The sequence below is a fragment of the Agathobaculum sp. NTUH-O15-33 genome, from assembly GCF_033193315.1.
Classification (GTDB): Bacteria; Bacillota; Clostridia; order Oscillospirales; family Butyricicoccaceae; genus Agathobaculum; species Agathobaculum faecihominis_A.
The window spans coordinates 1,048,186-1,064,722 of sequence record NZ_CP136187.1 but is presented as its reverse complement, the minus strand read 5'-3'; the positions used below and the strand labels follow the sequence as shown (position 1 = coordinate 1,064,722).

Annotated in this window: 19 protein-coding genes and 1 pseudogene; 9 read left to right on the top strand and 11 right to left on the bottom strand. The window is 58.0% G+C overall.

Annotated features, from left to right (window positions below; translation table 11 throughout):
- Position 1: 1 nt before the first annotated feature.
- Genes RWV98_RS05450 through RWV98_RS05400 form a run of 11 tightly spaced genes read right to left on the bottom strand, consistent with a single transcriptional unit; the run spans position 2 to position 9,459 of the window.
- A complete protein-coding gene (locus RWV98_RS05450) occupies positions 2-970 on the bottom strand; it encodes a transketolase family protein (protein WP_317864306.1) in 969 nt (322 codons plus the stop codon).
- Between the two features lie 6 nt (positions 971-976).
- Positions 977-1,831, bottom strand: coding sequence for a transketolase (locus RWV98_RS05445; protein ID WP_317864305.1), 855 nt, complete (start codon positions 1,829-1,831; stop codon positions 977-979).
- Between the two features lie 11 nt (positions 1,832-1,842).
- On the bottom strand, positions 1,843-2,715 hold the full coding sequence (locus tag RWV98_RS05440) for an NAD(P)-dependent oxidoreductase (protein WP_317864304.1): 873 nt from the start codon (positions 2,713-2,715) through the stop codon (positions 1,843-1,845).
- Between the two features lie 11 nt (positions 2,716-2,726).
- Positions 2,727-2,906: a hypothetical protein gene (locus RWV98_RS05435; RefSeq protein WP_317864302.1), complete on the bottom strand. Its 180-nt coding sequence runs from the start codon at positions 2,904-2,906 to the stop codon at positions 2,727-2,729.
- A complete protein-coding gene (locus RWV98_RS05430) occupies positions 2,876-3,946 on the bottom strand; it encodes an aconitase X catalytic domain-containing protein (RefSeq protein WP_317864300.1) in 1,071 nt (356 codons plus the stop codon). Before RWV98_RS05430 ends, RWV98_RS05435 begins: the two co-directional genes overlap by 31 nt.
- Complete coding sequence (locus RWV98_RS05425) at positions 3,943-4,368, bottom strand: aconitase X swivel domain-containing protein (protein WP_317864298.1); 426 nt, start codon at positions 4,366-4,368, stop codon at positions 3,943-3,945. The genes RWV98_RS05430 and RWV98_RS05425 overlap by 4 nt, the downstream gene beginning before the upstream one ends.
- A gap of 15 nt (positions 4,369-4,383) precedes the next feature.
- Positions 4,384-5,535 carry a 2-methylaconitate cis-trans isomerase PrpF family protein gene (locus RWV98_RS05420; protein ID WP_317864296.1) on the bottom strand — a complete coding sequence of 384 codons (1,152 nt, stop codon included), beginning with the start codon at positions 5,533-5,535 and terminating at the stop codon, positions 4,384-4,386.
- Complete coding sequence (locus tag RWV98_RS05415; protein ID WP_317864294.1) at positions 5,520-6,038, bottom strand: 3-isopropylmalate dehydratase small subunit; 519 nt, start codon at positions 6,036-6,038, stop codon at positions 5,520-5,522. The genes RWV98_RS05420 and RWV98_RS05415 overlap by 16 nt, the downstream gene beginning before the upstream one ends.
- Positions 6,039-6,051: 13 nt before the next feature.
- Positions 6,052-7,323: a 3-isopropylmalate dehydratase large subunit gene (locus tag RWV98_RS05410; RefSeq protein WP_317864292.1), complete on the bottom strand. Its 1,272-nt coding sequence runs from the start codon at positions 7,321-7,323 to the stop codon at positions 6,052-6,054.
- Between the two features lie 12 nt (positions 7,324-7,335).
- Positions 7,336-8,244 carry a hydroxymethylglutaryl-CoA lyase gene (locus RWV98_RS05405; RefSeq protein WP_317864290.1) on the bottom strand — a complete coding sequence of 303 codons (909 nt, stop codon included), beginning with the start codon at positions 8,242-8,244 and terminating at the stop codon, positions 7,336-7,338.
- Between the two features lie 3 nt (positions 8,245-8,247).
- Positions 8,248-9,459 carry a CaiB/BaiF CoA transferase family protein gene (locus RWV98_RS05400; protein ID WP_317864288.1) on the bottom strand — a complete coding sequence of 404 codons (1,212 nt, stop codon included), beginning with the start codon at positions 9,457-9,459 and terminating at the stop codon, positions 8,248-8,250.
- A 290-nt stretch (positions 9,460-9,749) separates the two neighbouring features.
- Between RWV98_RS05400 and RWV98_RS05395 the strand changes: the two genes are divergently transcribed.
- The 9 genes and pseudogenes from RWV98_RS05395 (at position 9,750) to RWV98_RS05355 (ending at position 16,516) form a co-directional block, all read left to right on the top strand.
- Entirely contained in the window at positions 9,750-10,085 is a 336-nt protein-coding gene (locus tag RWV98_RS05395; RefSeq protein WP_317864286.1) for a hypothetical protein, read from the top strand.
- Between the two features lie 165 nt (positions 10,086-10,250).
- Complete coding sequence (locus tag RWV98_RS05390; protein WP_317864284.1) at positions 10,251-11,561, top strand: ParB/RepB/Spo0J family partition protein; 1,311 nt, start codon at positions 10,251-10,253, stop codon at positions 11,559-11,561.
- Positions 11,562-11,855: 294 nt separating this feature from the next.
- A complete protein-coding gene (locus tag RWV98_RS05385) occupies positions 11,856-12,200 on the top strand; it encodes a DUF7768 domain-containing protein (protein WP_317864283.1) in 345 nt (114 codons plus the stop codon).
- Positions 12,201-12,258: 58 nt separating this feature from the next.
- Positions 12,259-12,420 carry a DUF6674 family protein gene (locus tag RWV98_RS05380; RefSeq protein ID WP_442872104.1) on the top strand — a complete coding sequence of 54 codons (162 nt, stop codon included), beginning with the start codon at positions 12,259-12,261 and terminating at the stop codon, positions 12,418-12,420.
- Positions 12,421-12,424: 4 nt separating this feature from the next.
- A complete protein-coding gene (locus tag RWV98_RS05375; protein WP_317864281.1) occupies positions 12,425-12,970 on the top strand; it encodes a DUF6674 family protein in 546 nt (181 codons plus the stop codon).
- Between the two features lie 55 nt (positions 12,971-13,025).
- A complete protein-coding gene (locus tag RWV98_RS05370) occupies positions 13,026-13,502 on the top strand; it encodes a PcfB family protein (RefSeq protein WP_442872103.1) in 477 nt (158 codons plus the stop codon).
- Positions 13,489-15,328 (top strand): annotated as a pseudogene (locus tag RWV98_RS05365) (VirD4-like conjugal transfer protein, CD1115 family). Before RWV98_RS05370 ends, RWV98_RS05365 begins: the two are co-directional and overlap by 14 nt.
- A 99-nt stretch (positions 15,329-15,427) precedes the next feature.
- Complete coding sequence (locus tag RWV98_RS05360; protein ID WP_317864279.1) at positions 15,428-15,640, top strand: Maff2 family mobile element protein; 213 nt, start codon at positions 15,428-15,430, stop codon at positions 15,638-15,640.
- Between the two features lie 9 nt (positions 15,641-15,649).
- The gene (locus RWV98_RS05355; RefSeq protein WP_317864277.1) at positions 15,650-16,516 is read left to right on the top strand and encodes a VirB6/TrbL-like conjugal transfer protein, CD1112 family; all 867 of its coding nucleotides are present in this window, start codon (positions 15,650-15,652) and stop codon (positions 16,514-16,516) included.
- Positions 16,517-16,537: the final 21 nt, after the last annotated feature.

Here is a 16,537-nt window from a genome sequence, read left to right as displayed (position 1 = left end):
TTCACCCCTCGACCGGACGATCGAGCAGCTGCCGCGCCGCGGCCGCGATGCCGTCCGCATCGTAGCCAAACAACGTATGCAACTGACCCGACGGACCGTAACACGGATATATATCCGGGATTCCCAAACGCTTGAAGCGGCAGCGCAATCCACCCTCGGCGAGCACCTCCGCGACTGCCGAGCCAAGCCCGTTATAGATCGAATGATCTTCGACCGTCAGGATCGCGCCGGTCCGCCTCGCGGCCCCGACGACGGCCTCGGCATCGAACGGTTTGAGTGTATGCATATCCAAAACGGCCGCGTCAACGCCCTGTTCTTTCAGCATCTCGGCCGCGTCGACCGCGTACTTGAGCACTTGCCCGAACGTAATGATCGTTATGTCGCATCCCTCGCGGGCGGTAATCGCCTTGCCAATCTGGTATACATAATCCTCCGCATAGATCTGCGAATCGTTCGAGCCCTCTCCCAGACGGATAAACAACGGCCCCTTGTAGTGCAGCGATGCTTCAAACACTTTTGAAACCATGGAAGTGTCCGACGGGCAGACGACTGCGGCGCCCGCCAGTCCGCGCACGATCCCGGCGTCCTCCAGCCCCGAATGGCTTGGGCCGGTGATGGCGATGCCGCCGTAGCTGCCGACCAGACGAACGGGGAGATTCATGTAGCAAACATCGGTACGGAACTGCTCAAGCGCGCGCATGGTCAGGAAAGGCGCAAAGGAAGCGCAGTACGGGATCTTGCCGCTCAGCGCCATACCCGCCGCCGTGCCGATCATATTCTGTTCGGCAATGCCCATATTAAAGAACCGCTCAGGGTACTGCTTGCGAAATTGCTCCGTGCAGACCGAACGGGATAGATCGGCCGTCAGCGCCACGATGCGTTCGTCGCGCGCGCCCAAGTCGGCCAGCGCCTGCTGCCACAGCGCGCGGCCGTTCGCAACGACCTTTTCATTGGCTCTATATAGTTTCATAGCGACTTATTCCGCCTCACTTTCTTTCGCCGTGCCGTCGATCTCCCGGATCGCCTGCGCGTATTGCGCCTCATCGATCGCGGCGTTATGAAACAGCGGATTGTTCTCCATGTACGATACGCCCTTGCCCTTGACCGTGTGCGCGATCACCACGGTGGGCACGCTGCTCTCCGCCTTGGGCAGCGCCCGGAGTGCGTCCACGACCTGTACAATATCATTTCCATCGGTAATCTCTACGACATGCCAGCCAAAATCACGCCATTTATCTGCAAACGGTTCAAGCGGGATGAGTTCCTCGGTCGGCCCGTCGAGACTAAGGTGATTGCGGTCGACGATGACTACCAAATTGCCTAGTCCGAAACGCGCCGCGGACAGCATCGCTTCCCAATTCGAGCCCTCGTCCATCTCGCCGTCACCCACCAGACAAAACACGCGGTACGGCTTCTTGTCCATCTTGCCTGCAAGCGCCATGCCGCACGCCAGCGGCAGGCCATGTCCCAACGAACCGGAGGAACAGTCAAGCGCGGGCAGCGCCGCTTTGCAGGGATGCATGCCAAATCGCGTTTTCAACCCAGTCCTATAGGTTTGGAACACTTCGTCCATTGTAAAATATCCGCAGCGCGCCATTTCCAAATACAGCGCGCCGCCGCCGTGTCCCTTGCTCAGCACAAACCGGTCGCGGTCCGCCCACTGGGGATCGGCTGGCCGGATCTGCATAATCTCCTCAAACAGCGTCACCATTAATTCGGCGCAGGATAGGTCGCCCCCCAGATGCATTTTGCCGGTTTCATAGGATAGGCGAAGAATGTTTCTTCTGTGCTCCCTCACGCTTTGCCGCAGGCGTTCATAGGTTTCCGACATTGCTCATGACCTCACTTTCCATCAGTTGTTTCAAAGAGCCGGCACATGGCAGCCAGATCCAAATCATCGTGCGCGCGGTTGGCCTTCATCAGTTCATAGGTCAGTTGCGCCAGAGGAACGGGCACAGCCTCCGCGAGCGTCAGCGCGTTTTTCAGATCCTTGCGGGCGAGCGAGATACGGAATCCGTCGTCAAACGCTGCGTCTTTCATGCGGCCCCACCGTTTTTCCATGGCAACCGAAGCGCCCGAGCCCGCGCAGACGACCTGATAGACCTCATCCAGATCAAGCGCATGCGCCTTTGCGATCCGGAACACTTCGCTTACCGCAAGTACGTTGACATCGAGCAGCAGGTTATTCAGGTTTTTAAGCGTCTTGCCCTGACCGCACTTGCTTAAACGAAACACCGTCTTACCCAGTGCGTTCAGCATATCCCAAACCCGGTCGATGGTCTGGGCTTCACCCGCTGAGAAGATCGTCAACGCCCCCTCCTCCGCCCCTTTGACACCGCCGCTGACCGGTGCGTCCACGACGCCGACGCCGCGCGAACGGTAAAAGGTCTCCACCTTGCACACGGTCTCCGGCAGGCATGACGACATATCGACGATAACGGCGCCTGACGCGATCCGATCTTCCAGACCGCTTTCCAGCAGTATCTCCTCTACCTGCCGGTCGCCCGGCACCATAGTCACGATGATATCGGCTCCTTGCACGGCCTGCTCATTGCCCGAGCATATGATAAAGCGCTCGTATTGCTCCAATGCGCGCACAAAATCCATATTCTGTGTGGGATGGAGCGCCGTGCGCACCGTGTATCCGGCCTCTAGTAAATTTTGTACCATCGGCTTGCCCATCGCGCCCAAGCCGAAAAATGCGATCGTTTCCATAGCAACCCTTCCTATCCTTGCCAGCGACCGGTCAGCGCGGCTTCAATGCACTGCCTATCGTCGCCATACCAAACATCCAGTCCATTGCCGCCCGGCGCATAGAACGCCATCTTAGCGGAGTGCGTCGCAAGGGTGTGCATGCCAAGCGCCTCGGGAACGCTTAAAATCGTGCATAGGTCCTGCGTGAGCACGCCCCCGCGTCTTCAATAATTTTGGCATAGCCCAACTGCTGCGCCATGCCCTTGACCGCCAAATTGGTATGCACCCAAAGCGTTACATGCTCGTGCACCTTTTTCCCCGTGAGCAGTGCCGCGATCTCGCGCACCTGCGACAGTGAGCAGTGCGGGCAGCCAAGCGCCACATAATCGACCTCGCGGCTCTTGCCGCTCGTCAAATTCTGATAGCCCTGCTCGAGCTCCCGCCGCCCCAATTCGACCGTTTCATACGGTTTGCCCGCAAACACCGTTTCGCGGTCAGGCGCCTCGGGCGTTATGCCGATGACATGAAACAGCGCCACGCCGCCCGCCGAAGCCAATGCCGCCCCGAAGTACACCAGTTCCTCCGTGGTCGGTGCGCCCAAGCCCTCAAAAACCGGGATCTTCTCGCCAATCATTTTGCCAACGTAATTTCCCAAGGCGCCGAAGTCGCTCACGCCGTGGAGCGGAACGCTGACATGAAATAGGATATCGCCCTTTCGGTTCTCATCCAAATGCAAGCCATAGCGCGGCGTAAAGCCGGTCATACCGGCCGCCCAAGCGCTCGGCCCGCCTTCGCGATTGTCCCGCGCGCCCAGTACGGAGTTGGTGAATACGACAGCGGATGATTCCGCCCATGCGATATGCTCGCCAAACCGCGGCAAAAAGCTATAATAATACGGCACGCACGAGGAGGTGCCCATGCAGCCCATGGATTCGTAGCTGCGCTCGATGCGCAGCTGTCCCTCCACCCAGTCTTTGGGCAGACCCAGATCGCGGCTGCGGTCGACGCCGATGACGTTCATCGTGGTCGGCACCCGCATTTGGGCACCCTTTGCAGCCATGTCCTCCGCCCAGAGCATGCCGGCCTCTCCATGTGATTTGTATGAAAGACCTGCGCAATGCGCGCTTTTGATCGGAATCAACTCGTCCGCACCGTAGATTTCGCCGAGCGAGCACAGCATCTCCATGGCCAGCGCGGTCGGCTCCCCCAGCTCACCGCCCCGCATGCGCTCCTGCAGCTTGGTCAATTTCATGCGCCTCGCTCCTTTCCCTTGCACACCGTGACCCGACCGTTCGTTGCGTCAACGCGTACCCAGTCGCCGTTCTCGATCGTTTCCAACGGATCCTGCTCCAAATGATCGACGACCGGCAGGCCGCCCATAATCGCGCCAGCGGCAATAATCGTTTCCGTATTGCGGTTGATGATAGCCGCCGGACCGGTACCGGCGCACGTCACCTGATACACCACATAGGAGCCGCCCGTGCTGCCCTTGCCGTGCGGAAAGATCAGCACCTTATCGCGAAACGACTTTCCTTCCAGCTCGTGCGCGTGCTCGGTGATCGTGCCGGTCGACACGTCTACGCCGAAGTTAAAGCCGATCGGCGCGTGACAGATCAGCGCCTCTCCCTCGCCGTAGCCTTTGCTGATGCAGCGGCAGCGCAATATTTTTTCCACTTTGCAGCTCCTTTCTCATGCCTTATCGTTATTGATATAGACCATTCCCTCCATGATGCGGCGGGCGGTCCGCTCATAGCTCAGCCGCTGGAAAATCCCGCCGTCATCCCGTTCAGCCACCACCGGAATCACACCGCCCGGATGTCCGATCCGCAGCAAGGGCATTTTTTTCGCCCGCTCGGATAACTGACGATGCACCAGTGTGCCCGGGATCCGCGCCGCCGCCCCCGTACAGACCGTACCCGTGCCGGGGTAAGTCTTATGCATATGCAGCATAAAACTCAGTCGCGCCGTCAGATCGATGTCCGACGACAGGATCCGGCGTCCGTCAATGCCGCTCTCATAGTCCTGCGGCGGGCTGACGATAGCGAAAAAGGGCGCGTATGGACTGTTTTTCGTCGCCTGCTCCGGCGATTGCGCCAGTCCGATCTTTACGGTACACGCCGCGCGGATCGCTTCCATCTTGGCCTTGACCGCCGCATTGCTCTCGATTTCCGCACAGGATTCCGTACCGATGAGCCCTAACGTGTGCGGCTCCACAAAGACCAGCACATTGCCCGCATCGACGATCGACACTTCGACTTCGCCGTAATCGCCGGCTTGAATGAGATCCACCGGGTTCCCGGTCGGCAACAGGCGGCCGGTCGTCGACCCGACCGTATCCGCAAAATCCAATAGAATACGTGCGCCCGTTCCGGGCACGCCGTCGATCGTGCAATCGCCGTTAACGCACGCCTTCCCCTGTTTGACCGGCACATCGGCAATCAGAATACAGTTGGTATTGACCTGATGAATCCGTACACGCGTGACCGGCTCGACCGCCGGGACCAGCCCCTCATCGATCGCAAACGGGCCGACGGCCGCTGAAATATTACCGCAGTTCCCGCCATAGTCCACCAGTTCATTGTCAAAGCTGACCTGCGCAAACGTATAATCCACATCGGCATCCGGCCTTGTGGAAGGGCCGATGACGGCCAGCTTGCTCGTCAATACCTCCGCGCCGCCCAAACCATCAATTTGCCGCGGGTCCGGGCTGCCGAAGATCGCCCGAATGACGCGGTCGCGTTCCGGCTGCTCGCGAGGCAATTCGTTTTCTTTTATAAAAATGCCCTTGCTTGTTCCGCCGCGATGAATCACCACGCGGTATGCTGTCATTTCCGGATGCATGGCTCATCCTCCTTTTTTCGGGTCAGCAGCCATTCCATCAGGCCGCCGCTTTTAAGCAGCTCCATCATATGGGGCGGCAGCGGCTCGCAGGCCAGCTCGATCCCCTTTGTTACGTCGTACACACGGCCATTCATAAGATCAATTTCCAGTTCATCCTCTTCATCGATCCGACCGGTCTCCGGACAGATCAACGCCGGCAAACCGATGTTCATGCAGTTGCGGTAAAATATCCGGGCAAAGAACCGGGCGATCACAACCGATACGCCGCAATCCTTGAGCGCGGCAGGCGCCGTTTCTCTGCTTGAACCCGAACCGAAATTATCGCCCGCTACCACGATATCGCCCGGCTTCATTCTACGCACGAAGTCCGCATCCGCTCCTTCCATGGCGTGCGCCGCAATTTCCTGTCGGCTTTTTTCCATATACTGCGCGGGAGAAATCAGATCCGTGTTGATGTTATCGCCAAAAACATGCGCGCGGCCGCGGATGTGATTTGTATCCATCAATCATCCCTCCTTACAACTTGCCCGGCAGCACATCGCGCGGGTCGGTCAATACACCTCTGAGCGCGGTCGCAGCGGCCGTCAGCGGCGAGCTGAGATAGACCGCGGAGCGTTCGCTTCCCATACGTCCTTTAAAATTGCGGTTTGTGGTCGAAACGCAGGTTTCTCCACCTGCGAGCAGACCGGAATGTACGCCAAGGCAAGCGCCGCAAGTCGGTGCAAGGATCGTGGCGCCGGCCTCGGCCAGAGTGCGCAGCACGCCCTCCCGCTCGGCCTCCATCCAGATGCGCCTTGACGCGGGAGAGACCAGCAAACGGCAGCTCGATGCGATCCTGTGCCCGCGCAACACCTTCGCGGCAGCCCGCAGATCGGTCAGCCGTCCGCCCGTGCACGAGCCGATATAGACCTGATCGACATGCGCGCCCGCTGTCTCACGAACGCTCATGACTGCGTCCACCTGATGCGGACAGGCGACCTGCGGCTCCAGCGCCGACGCATCGAACGCATACCGGCTCCGATATACCGCGTCCGGATCGCTGTTCAGCGGATGATAGCCGCGTGAGCAGTCATGTTCTATCAGATAGGCGCGCGTCACGTTGTCGGCGGCAATCAGACCTGCCTTGGCGCCCGCTTCAACAGCCATATTCGAGATACACATGCGCTCGTCCATCGGCAGCGCTTCTATGGTCGGTCCGGCAAATTCCATCGTACAGTAGGTCGCACCCGCATGACCGATCAAACCGATCATTTTCAGGATCATGTCCTTGGCCATCACGCCCTGCGGCAGCATGCCGCTCCAATAAAACAGCAGCGTTTCCGGTACGCGCAGCCACAATTCTCCGGTCGCAAGCACGCCCGCCATCTCTGTCGAGCCGACGCCCGTTCCGAAACAGCCGAACGCACCGGCCGTGCAGGTGTGCGAATCCGTTCCGACTTGCAGCGTGCCCGGCAAGCTGAACCCATTTTCAGCCAGCACTTGATGGCAGGGGCCCTCTCCTTCAAAATAGTTGGTCAAACCATGCGAGACAGCCCAATCTCTGGTGTATTTCACGATATCAGCCTGATCATGGGTCGCGGCGGGCGTATAGTGATCGCAAACCACGACCGCCCGTTCCGGCCTGCATATACGGCCGCCCAACCGTTGGAGCGGCTCGTCGAGTACGCGCGGACCCAAAATATCATCCATCATCGCACAGTCCACGGCAGCCATTACGATCTCTCCGGCGCGCGCGTCCGTCCGATTCGCGCATCGGGCCAGTATTTTTTCAGACATTGTCATTGGCATGACCGATCCTCCTCATTGCTCATTTGGCGTTCGTACGCGATCCGCGCCGATATTCAAATGGTGACCGCTGTAATTTCCCGCAACCGTTTCGTGCATCCGCTTAGCGGCTGCCAACAGTTTAGAAAAAGAGATGCCGGTGTCATATCCCTCCCTTTCCAGCAGGTAAACAAGATCTTCCGTCGCGGTGTTTCCCGATGCGCCCGGTGCGAACGGACAGCCGCCCAGCCCCCCCAATGCAGTCTGTACGCTCGTGACTCCCGCATGAATCGCAGTCCAAGTGTTGAGCATGCCCATATTTCGCGTATCATGAATATGAACGGCGAGGTGCATGTTGGGAAAAGCCCGCTGTACCGCGCTTACATAGCACGCGATCTGGCTTGGGTGCGCCACGCCGATCGTGTCGCACAGGTCAATTCCGTCCACGCCGATCCGTACGGCTCGTTCGAGAAACGGCATCAGCTTGTCCAACGAGGTACGCCCCTCAAAGGGACAGCCGAACGCGGTCGCGGCGTCCAGATGGATCCGGAGCGCCGGGAACTGCGCGCGGATGCGAGCCAATTCGTCAAAGGATCGATCGATCGAGAGGTTAAGGTTTGCTTTGTTATGTGACTCCGACACGGAGATCACGCAAGTGATCTCGCGCAAGCCGGATTCGACCGCGGCCCGCGCGCCATATAGGTTGGGCACGAGCGCGGAAAACGCCGCTTTCGGGTGACGCTCGATCAGGGTCTGTACAAGCCGCCGCACATCCGCCATCTGTGGGATCGCCTTGGGCGACACGAACGAACCGAGCTGGATATGCCGGACGCCTGCCTGCAGCATAAGCTCGATCAGATCGAGCTTATGCTCGGTAGGCAGGATGCCGCATACGCTCTGCCAGCCGTCACGCGGCGCGACTTCGGTGATACTGATCCGGTTCACTTTTCATCGCCTCCCGGTCAAAGCGCGCCCTGTTGCCGCAGCCGCTCGACCCGATCGGTCGAATAGGACAGCCACTCGCCGAGCACCTCTTCCGTATGCTGTCCCAGCAGCGGCGCCGGACTGATGCTGCACGGCGCGCCGCTTAGCTTGATATGATTGCCGGTCAGCTTCCAGCCTGCCCGCCACCGGATGTTCGCAGTCGACAAACATTTCGCGGTCCTGTGCGATATGCGGGTCGTTCACAACCCGGTCGATCGTGTTGATCGGGCTTGCCGGTACGCCGGCCTGCAGCAGCATTGCAACAGTCTCATCAATGCACTTATCCCGAAGCCAACCTTCAATAATGGCCTTGAGTTCCGCTTGGTTTTGCAGGCGGTGCATATTGTCAAAAAATCGCTCGTCCTGCGTCAGTTCCGGCATTTGCATCGCACCGGCCAGCAAGCGGAACAGCTTATCGTTGCCGCACGCGATGACCAAACTGCCGTCTCTCGCTCGGAACGAATCGTACGGCGCGCACGACTCATATCGGTTGCCGCTTCGTTCTGGCACGCGTCCCTTGACCAGATAGATCTGGTTGATGATCTCCAGTGAGGAAACCACCGAATCGACCAGCGCCACATCGACCATGCGCCCTTGGCCTGTACGCTGCGCATCGATATAGGCCGCCAATATGCCGGCGCTTAGGCTCAGTCCGCCAAGCACATCCGCCATTGCCGTGCCCGTGCGGGTGGGCTCGCCGCCCGGCCAACCGGACACACTCATCAGGCCGCCCGCCGCCTGTCCGATAATATCATAGCCGGGCAGGTCGTGTTTCCGGCCATACTGTCCGAAGCCGGATACGCAGCCGTATACCAATCGCGGATTTCGTGCGTGCAGTATTTTAAATCCCAGTCCCAGCTTATCCATCGTGCCGGGGCGATAGTTTTCGATCAAAATATCCGCCTGTTCGACCAGCTCGAGCAGCGTCTGTTTGCCCGCGTCGCTTTTGAGATCCAATGTGATGCCGCGTTTATTACGATTCAGGTTTATGTAATACGCGCTTTCTCCGTTGATCTGCGGGTAAAACGCGCGGCTGTCATCTCCTTTGCCCGGTCGTTCCACCTTGATAACGTCTGCTCCCATATCTGCCAATAGCATACCGCAGTATGGCCCGGCCAGTACGCGTGTCAGGTCAAGCACCTTGACGCCCCGCAATACCCCGGTTTCTTTCTTCATATTTTTGCACCCTTTCTCCGACGCCCCGTCGGTCAATCTGTCAGCACATCATACAGAAAATGCATTTTCTTTCTTGTCTTTTCGTTCACATTATACATATTTTTGACGAGCAGACCAAATTAAATTGTTTTTAAGCATTTTTTGTTTCAAGCGTCGTTTTCACGCCTTATTTTGAAACAAAATATCGGTTCCGAGAATAAAAACTCGACCCTGTGCAAAACTCGTTTATACTAGTTATACCGAATCGGTAATATAGCGACTGTGCAGCAAGCAAAAGGGGGATCTGCACGATGCCATCTCAATACAAAGCCTGTTTTCTCGGTTATGAGAGTTTAAGCGAGATCGCTCGGCAGGTTATCCGTCAGCGCAGTTTTCCAGATCTAGAGATCTTACTATTGGAATGCACGCCCGATACGCTTGAAACACAGGTCAATCTGGCGCTTGAACACGGCTGCAGCATTTTTATCGCCGGCTCATCCAATGCCGCTGAATTTCGCCGTATCTCCACGCTTCCGCTTACTATTCTTGACAAAGGCATAATAATAAAACAACTGAAAATACAGGGCCAACCTACACAAAAACGCCGCCATTGGAGACAACGGGCGGCGTTTTTGCGTGGCGGCTGAGGAAGGAGGGATAAAAAAATCCGTAGGTCAAACCGGGAGGTTTGGCCTTTTTTTAATGCCACAAAAAAGGAGGAAAACGAATGGCAGACGAAAAAAAAGAACACAGGCCCGGAGGAGGCTGTTGTTACCGAGGCCCCCTCGCCGGAAAATCCCGGCGGGCCGCCCGTGCCCCCTGCGCCGGAGCAGGAGGCCGAACAGGGCACTATCCCCGGCATGAACGAAAAGCCCGATCTCTCTGAAACGGTGATCGACCTTGCGGCTGCGCGTAAAGCCGCAAAGGAACAGCCCGCGCCGGAGGCTGGTGCGCCTGGGAAAGAGGGGCCTCCCACTCCCGCGCCTGAAAAACCGTGCCGTGGCCGCCGCCCGAAAGCGGAAAAGGGGGAGCCGTCCGCGCCTGACAAACAGGACAAAATGTCCAGAAGTGGGCCAGGCGGCGCTGGCACGACGAAAAAGGAAAAGGCCCCCACGGAAAAGGCGAAAGCACCCAAAAAAGAGAAAGCCCCCCGCGCCCCAAAAGACAAGGGCGGCGGAGGCGGCCCCGCGTCCGGCCCTGCGGCTGGCGCTCCCCCTGTGCCGGAACAGCCCCCGGAGCCCCGCGACGCATCCCGTGGCGGTGAGGAAAAGATCGTCTATCTCAATCTGAGCGAGCTCCATGCGTTCAAAAATCACCCGTTCAAGGTGCGGGACGATGTGGAAATGCAGGCCCTTGTGGAGAGCGTCAAGGATAAGGGCGTACACCAGCCCGCGCTGGTGCGTCCCCGCGAGGGCGGCGGGTATGAGATTGTCACGGGGCACAGGCGGCAAAAGGCCAGCGAACTGGCGGGCTTTGCAAATATGCCGTGTATCGTCCGGGAAATGACGGACGACGAGGCCAAACTCGCCATGACGGACGATAACCTGCGGCACCGTGAAAAGCTCCTGCCCAGCGAAAAGGCGGCGGCCCTGCAACAGCAATTCGAGGCGATTTCCCATCAGGGGGTGGCCGGGGACGATAAAGAGGGCAAGCTGTCAATGGAAATTGTAGGCAAGCGCAACGGCATGAGCGGAAAAACGGTACAGCGGTATCGGTGGTTAAATGACCTCGTTCCCGAACTGCGGGAGCTCATGGACGGCGGCAAGCTGTCTTTTACCCCCGCCGTGGAGATTTCCCGGATCAAGCCGGACAACCAGAAATATATTGCCGTTGCCATTGAGGGGGAGCAGGCTTCGCCGTCTGTCTCCCAGGCGCAAACGCTCCGCAAGCTGGATCAGGCCGGGGAGCTCAACCATGACAAGATCGACGGTATCTTGTCGCAACCGAAAAAGGAGGTAGAGGATAAAGTGATTATCACAACTGCGGAACTGGAGAAATATTTTGGCAAGGGCACGGAGGCCCGCGAAATGAAAGACAAGATCATCGCCCTGCTGGACGACTGGAAAGAGAAACAGCCCCCGGAGCTCGGCAAGGGCACAAAAAAGGTGGAACAGGAAAAGTAATTCCCGTTCCACTTCGAGACATTTTGTCCAGAGGTGCCGTCCCTCTTTTCGTATGGCTCCTGCTGGATATATCCCCCGTCGCCGCATATCACAAAGCACAGCCGGGAGTTGCCTGTCAAGGGCGCGGAACGCGCCGCCGCTTGCGGCGGTTTACCCTTGACGGGCGGCCCCGGCTGTGCTATTCCCTGCGGGGCGGCGGGGGTATATCCTCCAGAGCCGCTCCCCTTTCCATGATTGGAAAGGGGCGGGGGGAAAGGTTGACCCTACTATTATAAGAAACGGAGGATTTGGAACATGAAACGACCCCTTGCATACATTACCGCCGCATGGTACGGCGGCGAAAGTGAAAACGCGGAACAGGCGGCCCGGTATTGCCGGACGGTGTACGAGGCGGGCTTTTCGCCCATCTGCCCCGCTCTGTATCTCCCGCTTATTCTCAATGACGCGATCCCGGAGGAACACAAGGACGGCATCGACATGGGCCGGAACCTGCTCCGGCGCTCTCATGTGCTGGTGGTGTGCGGCCATACCGTCACGGAGTCCATGAAAAATGATATTGCTGTTGCCCAGCGGCTGGGGATCACGGCGACCACGCTGGAGGGTATCCTGACCGTCAAGGGCCAGGGCCGCCGTGAGTAAGAAACGGGCCGCCGCCCCTCTCCTGTCGGAGCCCGCCGTGCGGGAGCTCCTGGCGGTAATGGAGAAACACAACGCCCCCGGCAAGGAGGACTTTCTGGCGGTGCTGGAACAGGTGGCCGGGCTGGAAAAGCAATTAGGGGCGGCGGTGGAGGAACTGGCGGCCATGCGGAAAGAGCTGGCCGAGGCGCGGGAGGGCCCGGTTAAAAAAAGCCCTGGGTAACGCGGTGAAAGCTCTGGAAAAGAGTGTTTCCACCCTGCGGGAAAAACTGGGGCAGTTGAAAACGGCTATCATCGACGGGTGCAAAAAGACGCTGACGGCCTTTCAGGAGCAGGGTGTGTCGACCCTGGCGCACACGGCGGAGTTTCTGCATATCCGCCCGGCGCTGGAGGCGGTGGGCCGGGAATTGGATCAATCCATCGCCCAGGACGAAAAGGCGCTTTCCGTAATTGCGAACGCCAGCCGGGAATATCACGAGGCCGGGCTCCACCTGAAAAACGCGCTCCGGGCGGTGACGGGCCGGGAGCCTGTGGGAGAACCGAAAGGGCCCGGCGCTCTCGCCCGTGGGCTGTCTGTCCCCCTGAAAGCGGAGCGGGCCGTGCTCCGCTCCATGAAGAACCGGACAACCGGGGCCTTGAAACGGCTGGAACATCTGGAACAGGCCGCCCGGCCCCCGATCCGGCAGACAATGGAGGAAATGACGGCGAAAGCGGCGGCGGCCCAGGAGGTGCGGGAACGGTACGCGGTGCCCGTCAAGCCCAAAGAGCGGTAGCACTTCGAGACATTTTGTCCAGAGGTGGCCGTGGGCCCCCGAAAGGAGGGATTGATTGAATAATGAGGACGTGTCGCGGCGCTCCATCGCCGTGACCATGAAAGCGGGCAAGCTGACGGCGCGGGGGCTGGCGTATGTGCTCCAGGCCGCCGGGCAGAAAATCCGCAAGGCCCACCGGGAACACCAGGCTCCCCACGGGCGGCAAAGCGTGAAACAGCTCATGGCCCACGGCGCGGCCACCAGCAGTATTGAGGTGGACGCGCCCCGGCTCTTTGACCGGGCGGCCCGGAAATGGAACGTGGACTATGCTTTTTACCAGACCGGGCCGGACAAATACCTGTTGTTTTTCAAGTCCGCCCAGGCCGACGCCATCACCGCCTGTTTTTCGGAGTATTCAAAATTGGTGCTCAAACGGGATAAATCCCGGCCCGCTCCGATCCGGGAACAGGTAAAGCAAGCGGCGGAACAAGTGAAACAACAACCCCAGCATGAACGGGAACGGGTAAAGGAGGCGGCGCGTGAGGACAGATAAAATCAGAAAATATGTACTGCCAAATATCCCGTATCTGTTCATACTGTGGGCCTGTCTAAAGCTGGGGACGGCCTATCGGCTGGCGGCGGGGACTGACTTTCCGCATAAGCTCATGGGCCTAGGGCAGACCATCGGCCCGGCGTTTGCGGATTTCTCGCCGGGGCTCCACCCCCAGGACTGGCTGATCGGTATCGCGGGGGCCGTGGCGTTCCGGCTCCTGATCTACGTCAAAAGTAAGAACGCGAAAAAATATAGGAGGGATGCGGAGTACGGCTCGGCCCGGTTTGGGACGGAAAAGGATATAAAGCCCTACACCGACCCCGTTTTCAAAAATAACGTGATCCTCACCGGGACGGAGTTTCTCACCACCAACACCCGCCCGAAAATACCCGGCAACGCCCGCAATCTCAACACCTGCGTGATCGGCTCGTCGGGCTCTGGGAAAACCCGGTTTTGGCTCACTCCAAACTTATTACAGGCTCATTCGTCGTATGTAGTGGTCGATCCGAAAGGAGGGGTATTATCTAAAGGTGGGGTACTTCCTGCAAAAGAAACAGGGGTACAAGATTAAGGTATTCAATTCCATTGATTTCAGTAAATCCATGCACTATAACCCGCTGGCCTACATTCACAACGAGGCCGACATTCTAAAGTTTGTCGATACCCTCATAAGCAACACAAAGGGCGACGGCAAGGAGGGCGATCCGTTTTGGGAAAAATCGGAGCGCCTTTTGTATTGCGCCCTCATCGCTTATATCATTTTCGAGGGCCCGGAGGAAGATCGCAACATGAACACGCTGGTGGATATGATTTCCGGCATGGAGGTAAAGGAGGAGGAGGAAAATTTCTTAAATGCGGTTGATTATATGTTCCTGGGGCTGGAAAAACGCAAGCCGGATTGTTTCGCCGTCAAGCAATATAAAAAATATCGCCTTGCCAGCGGCAAAACCGCCCGTTCGATCCTGATTTCCTGCGGCGCAAGATTAGCGCCATTTGACATCCCGCAACTCCGGGAGATTATGAGCTATGACGAAATGGAGCTTGACCGCATGGGCGACAGGAAAACGGCGACGTTTTTTATTATCAGCGACACGACGCAAACCTATAACTTCATTGTGGCGCTGGCCTTTTCGCAGATGTTCAACCTGCTTTGTGAACGGGCGGACAACGTACACGGGGGCCGCCTGCCCCATCATGTGCGGGTATTATGGGACGAGGCCGCCAACACGGGACAGGTGCCAAATCTGGAAAAGCTGGTGGCCGTCATCCGCTCCCGCGAGATTTCCCTGACGCTGTTCTATCAGGCCCAGTCGCAGTGTAAGGCCATTTACAAGGATAACGCCGAGACGATTTTAGGCAACATGGACAGCGTGATTTTCTTAGGTGGCCGGGAAAGCACCACCATCAAGGAGATTTCCGAGAACTGGCTCGGCAAGGCCACAATCTCCATGCAGACCGAGGGCCGCTCCCGTGGGCAGTCGGAAAGCTACAACCAAAACACCCAGCGGCTGGGCCGGGAGCTTATGACACCCAGCGAATTGGCGACCATGCCGGGAGACAAGTGCATTTTGCAACTGCGGGGCCTGCCCCCGTTCTACTCCCCTAAATACAGACTGGAGCGCCATCCAAACTACCAATTTACGGCGGAGGCCGATAAAAAACGAAACGCCTTTGACCTCGACAAGCTGATTAACCGCCGCAGGCGGCCCCGGCTGTCGGAGGTGTGCGAGGTGTACCCGGTGGACGTGCCGGACGGGGCGCTCACGGACGAGGACGAGGACATCCTCAACTATGACGACCTGGACGACCCGGACGCCTTTCCATAAACCGGACTTCTGGACATTTTGTCCAGAGGTGTAACCTGCCGCCGAAAGGCGGCTTTATTTATTGGGCCGGGGCCTATCCCCGGAGAAATGGAGAACTATATGGAATTTTTCGCATCTGCTATCAACACTCTGCAAACCCTTGTGATCGCTCTGGGAGCCGGGCTCGGCGTGTGGGGAGTCGTGAACTTACTTGAAGGTTACGGGTCGGATAATCCTGGCGCAAAAAGTCAGGGTATGAAACAGCTAATGGCTGGCGGCGGCATCATCGTGCTTGGCACGACGCTGATCCCCCTGCTCTCCGGCTTGTTTTAAGGGCCGCTTATGGGTATTCTCACCGACTGGATCACAGAGTTTCTCAAGGAGCTTTTGATTGGCGGTATCATGGGCAACCTTTCCGGGATGTTCGATAGCGTCAACAGCCGGGTCGGGGAGATAGCGGCGGAGGTGGGGACTACCCCGGCGGCGTGGAACGCCGGGGTTTTCTCCCTCATTCGGCAACTATCCGAAACGGTGATCTTGCCGATAGCCGGTCTAATCCTGGCGTTTGTAGCGACCTATGAGCTCATCCAGATGATCCTGGAAAAAAACAATATGCACGAGTTTGACGTGGCGAATATCTACAAATGGGCTTTCAAAACGGCTTGTGCGATCTTGATACTCTCGAATACTTTCAACATTGTCAATGCGGTTTTTGACGTGTCGCAAAGCGTGATTGCCAACGCGGGCGGGCTGATCCAGGGCTCCACGGACGTTTCGGCGGATATGCTCACGGAGTTGGAAACGACGCTGGAGGGCATGGACTTGGGCCCCCTGCTGGGGCTCTGGCTCCAGTCCTCTCTCATCGGTATTACCATGTGGGCGCTGAATATCGTGATTTTCGTGATTGTCTACGGCAGAATGATTGAAATATATTTGCTCACCAGTTTAGCGCCTGTTCCTATGGCAACGCTGGCAAACCGGGAGCTTGGCGGCACGGGGCAGAACTATCTGCGTTCCCTGTTCGCGGTAGGCTTTCAAGGGCTCCTGATTTTGGTATGTGTCGGTATTTATGCGGTGCTCGTCCAGAGCATCGCCACGGGCGGCGACCCCATCGGGGCGATATGGGGAACCGTTGGCTACACGGTTTTACTTTGCTTTATGCTGTTCAAAACGGGCAGTATCTCGAAAAGCATTTTTAGCGCCCACTAACGGAAAAGGAGGTTTTCAGAT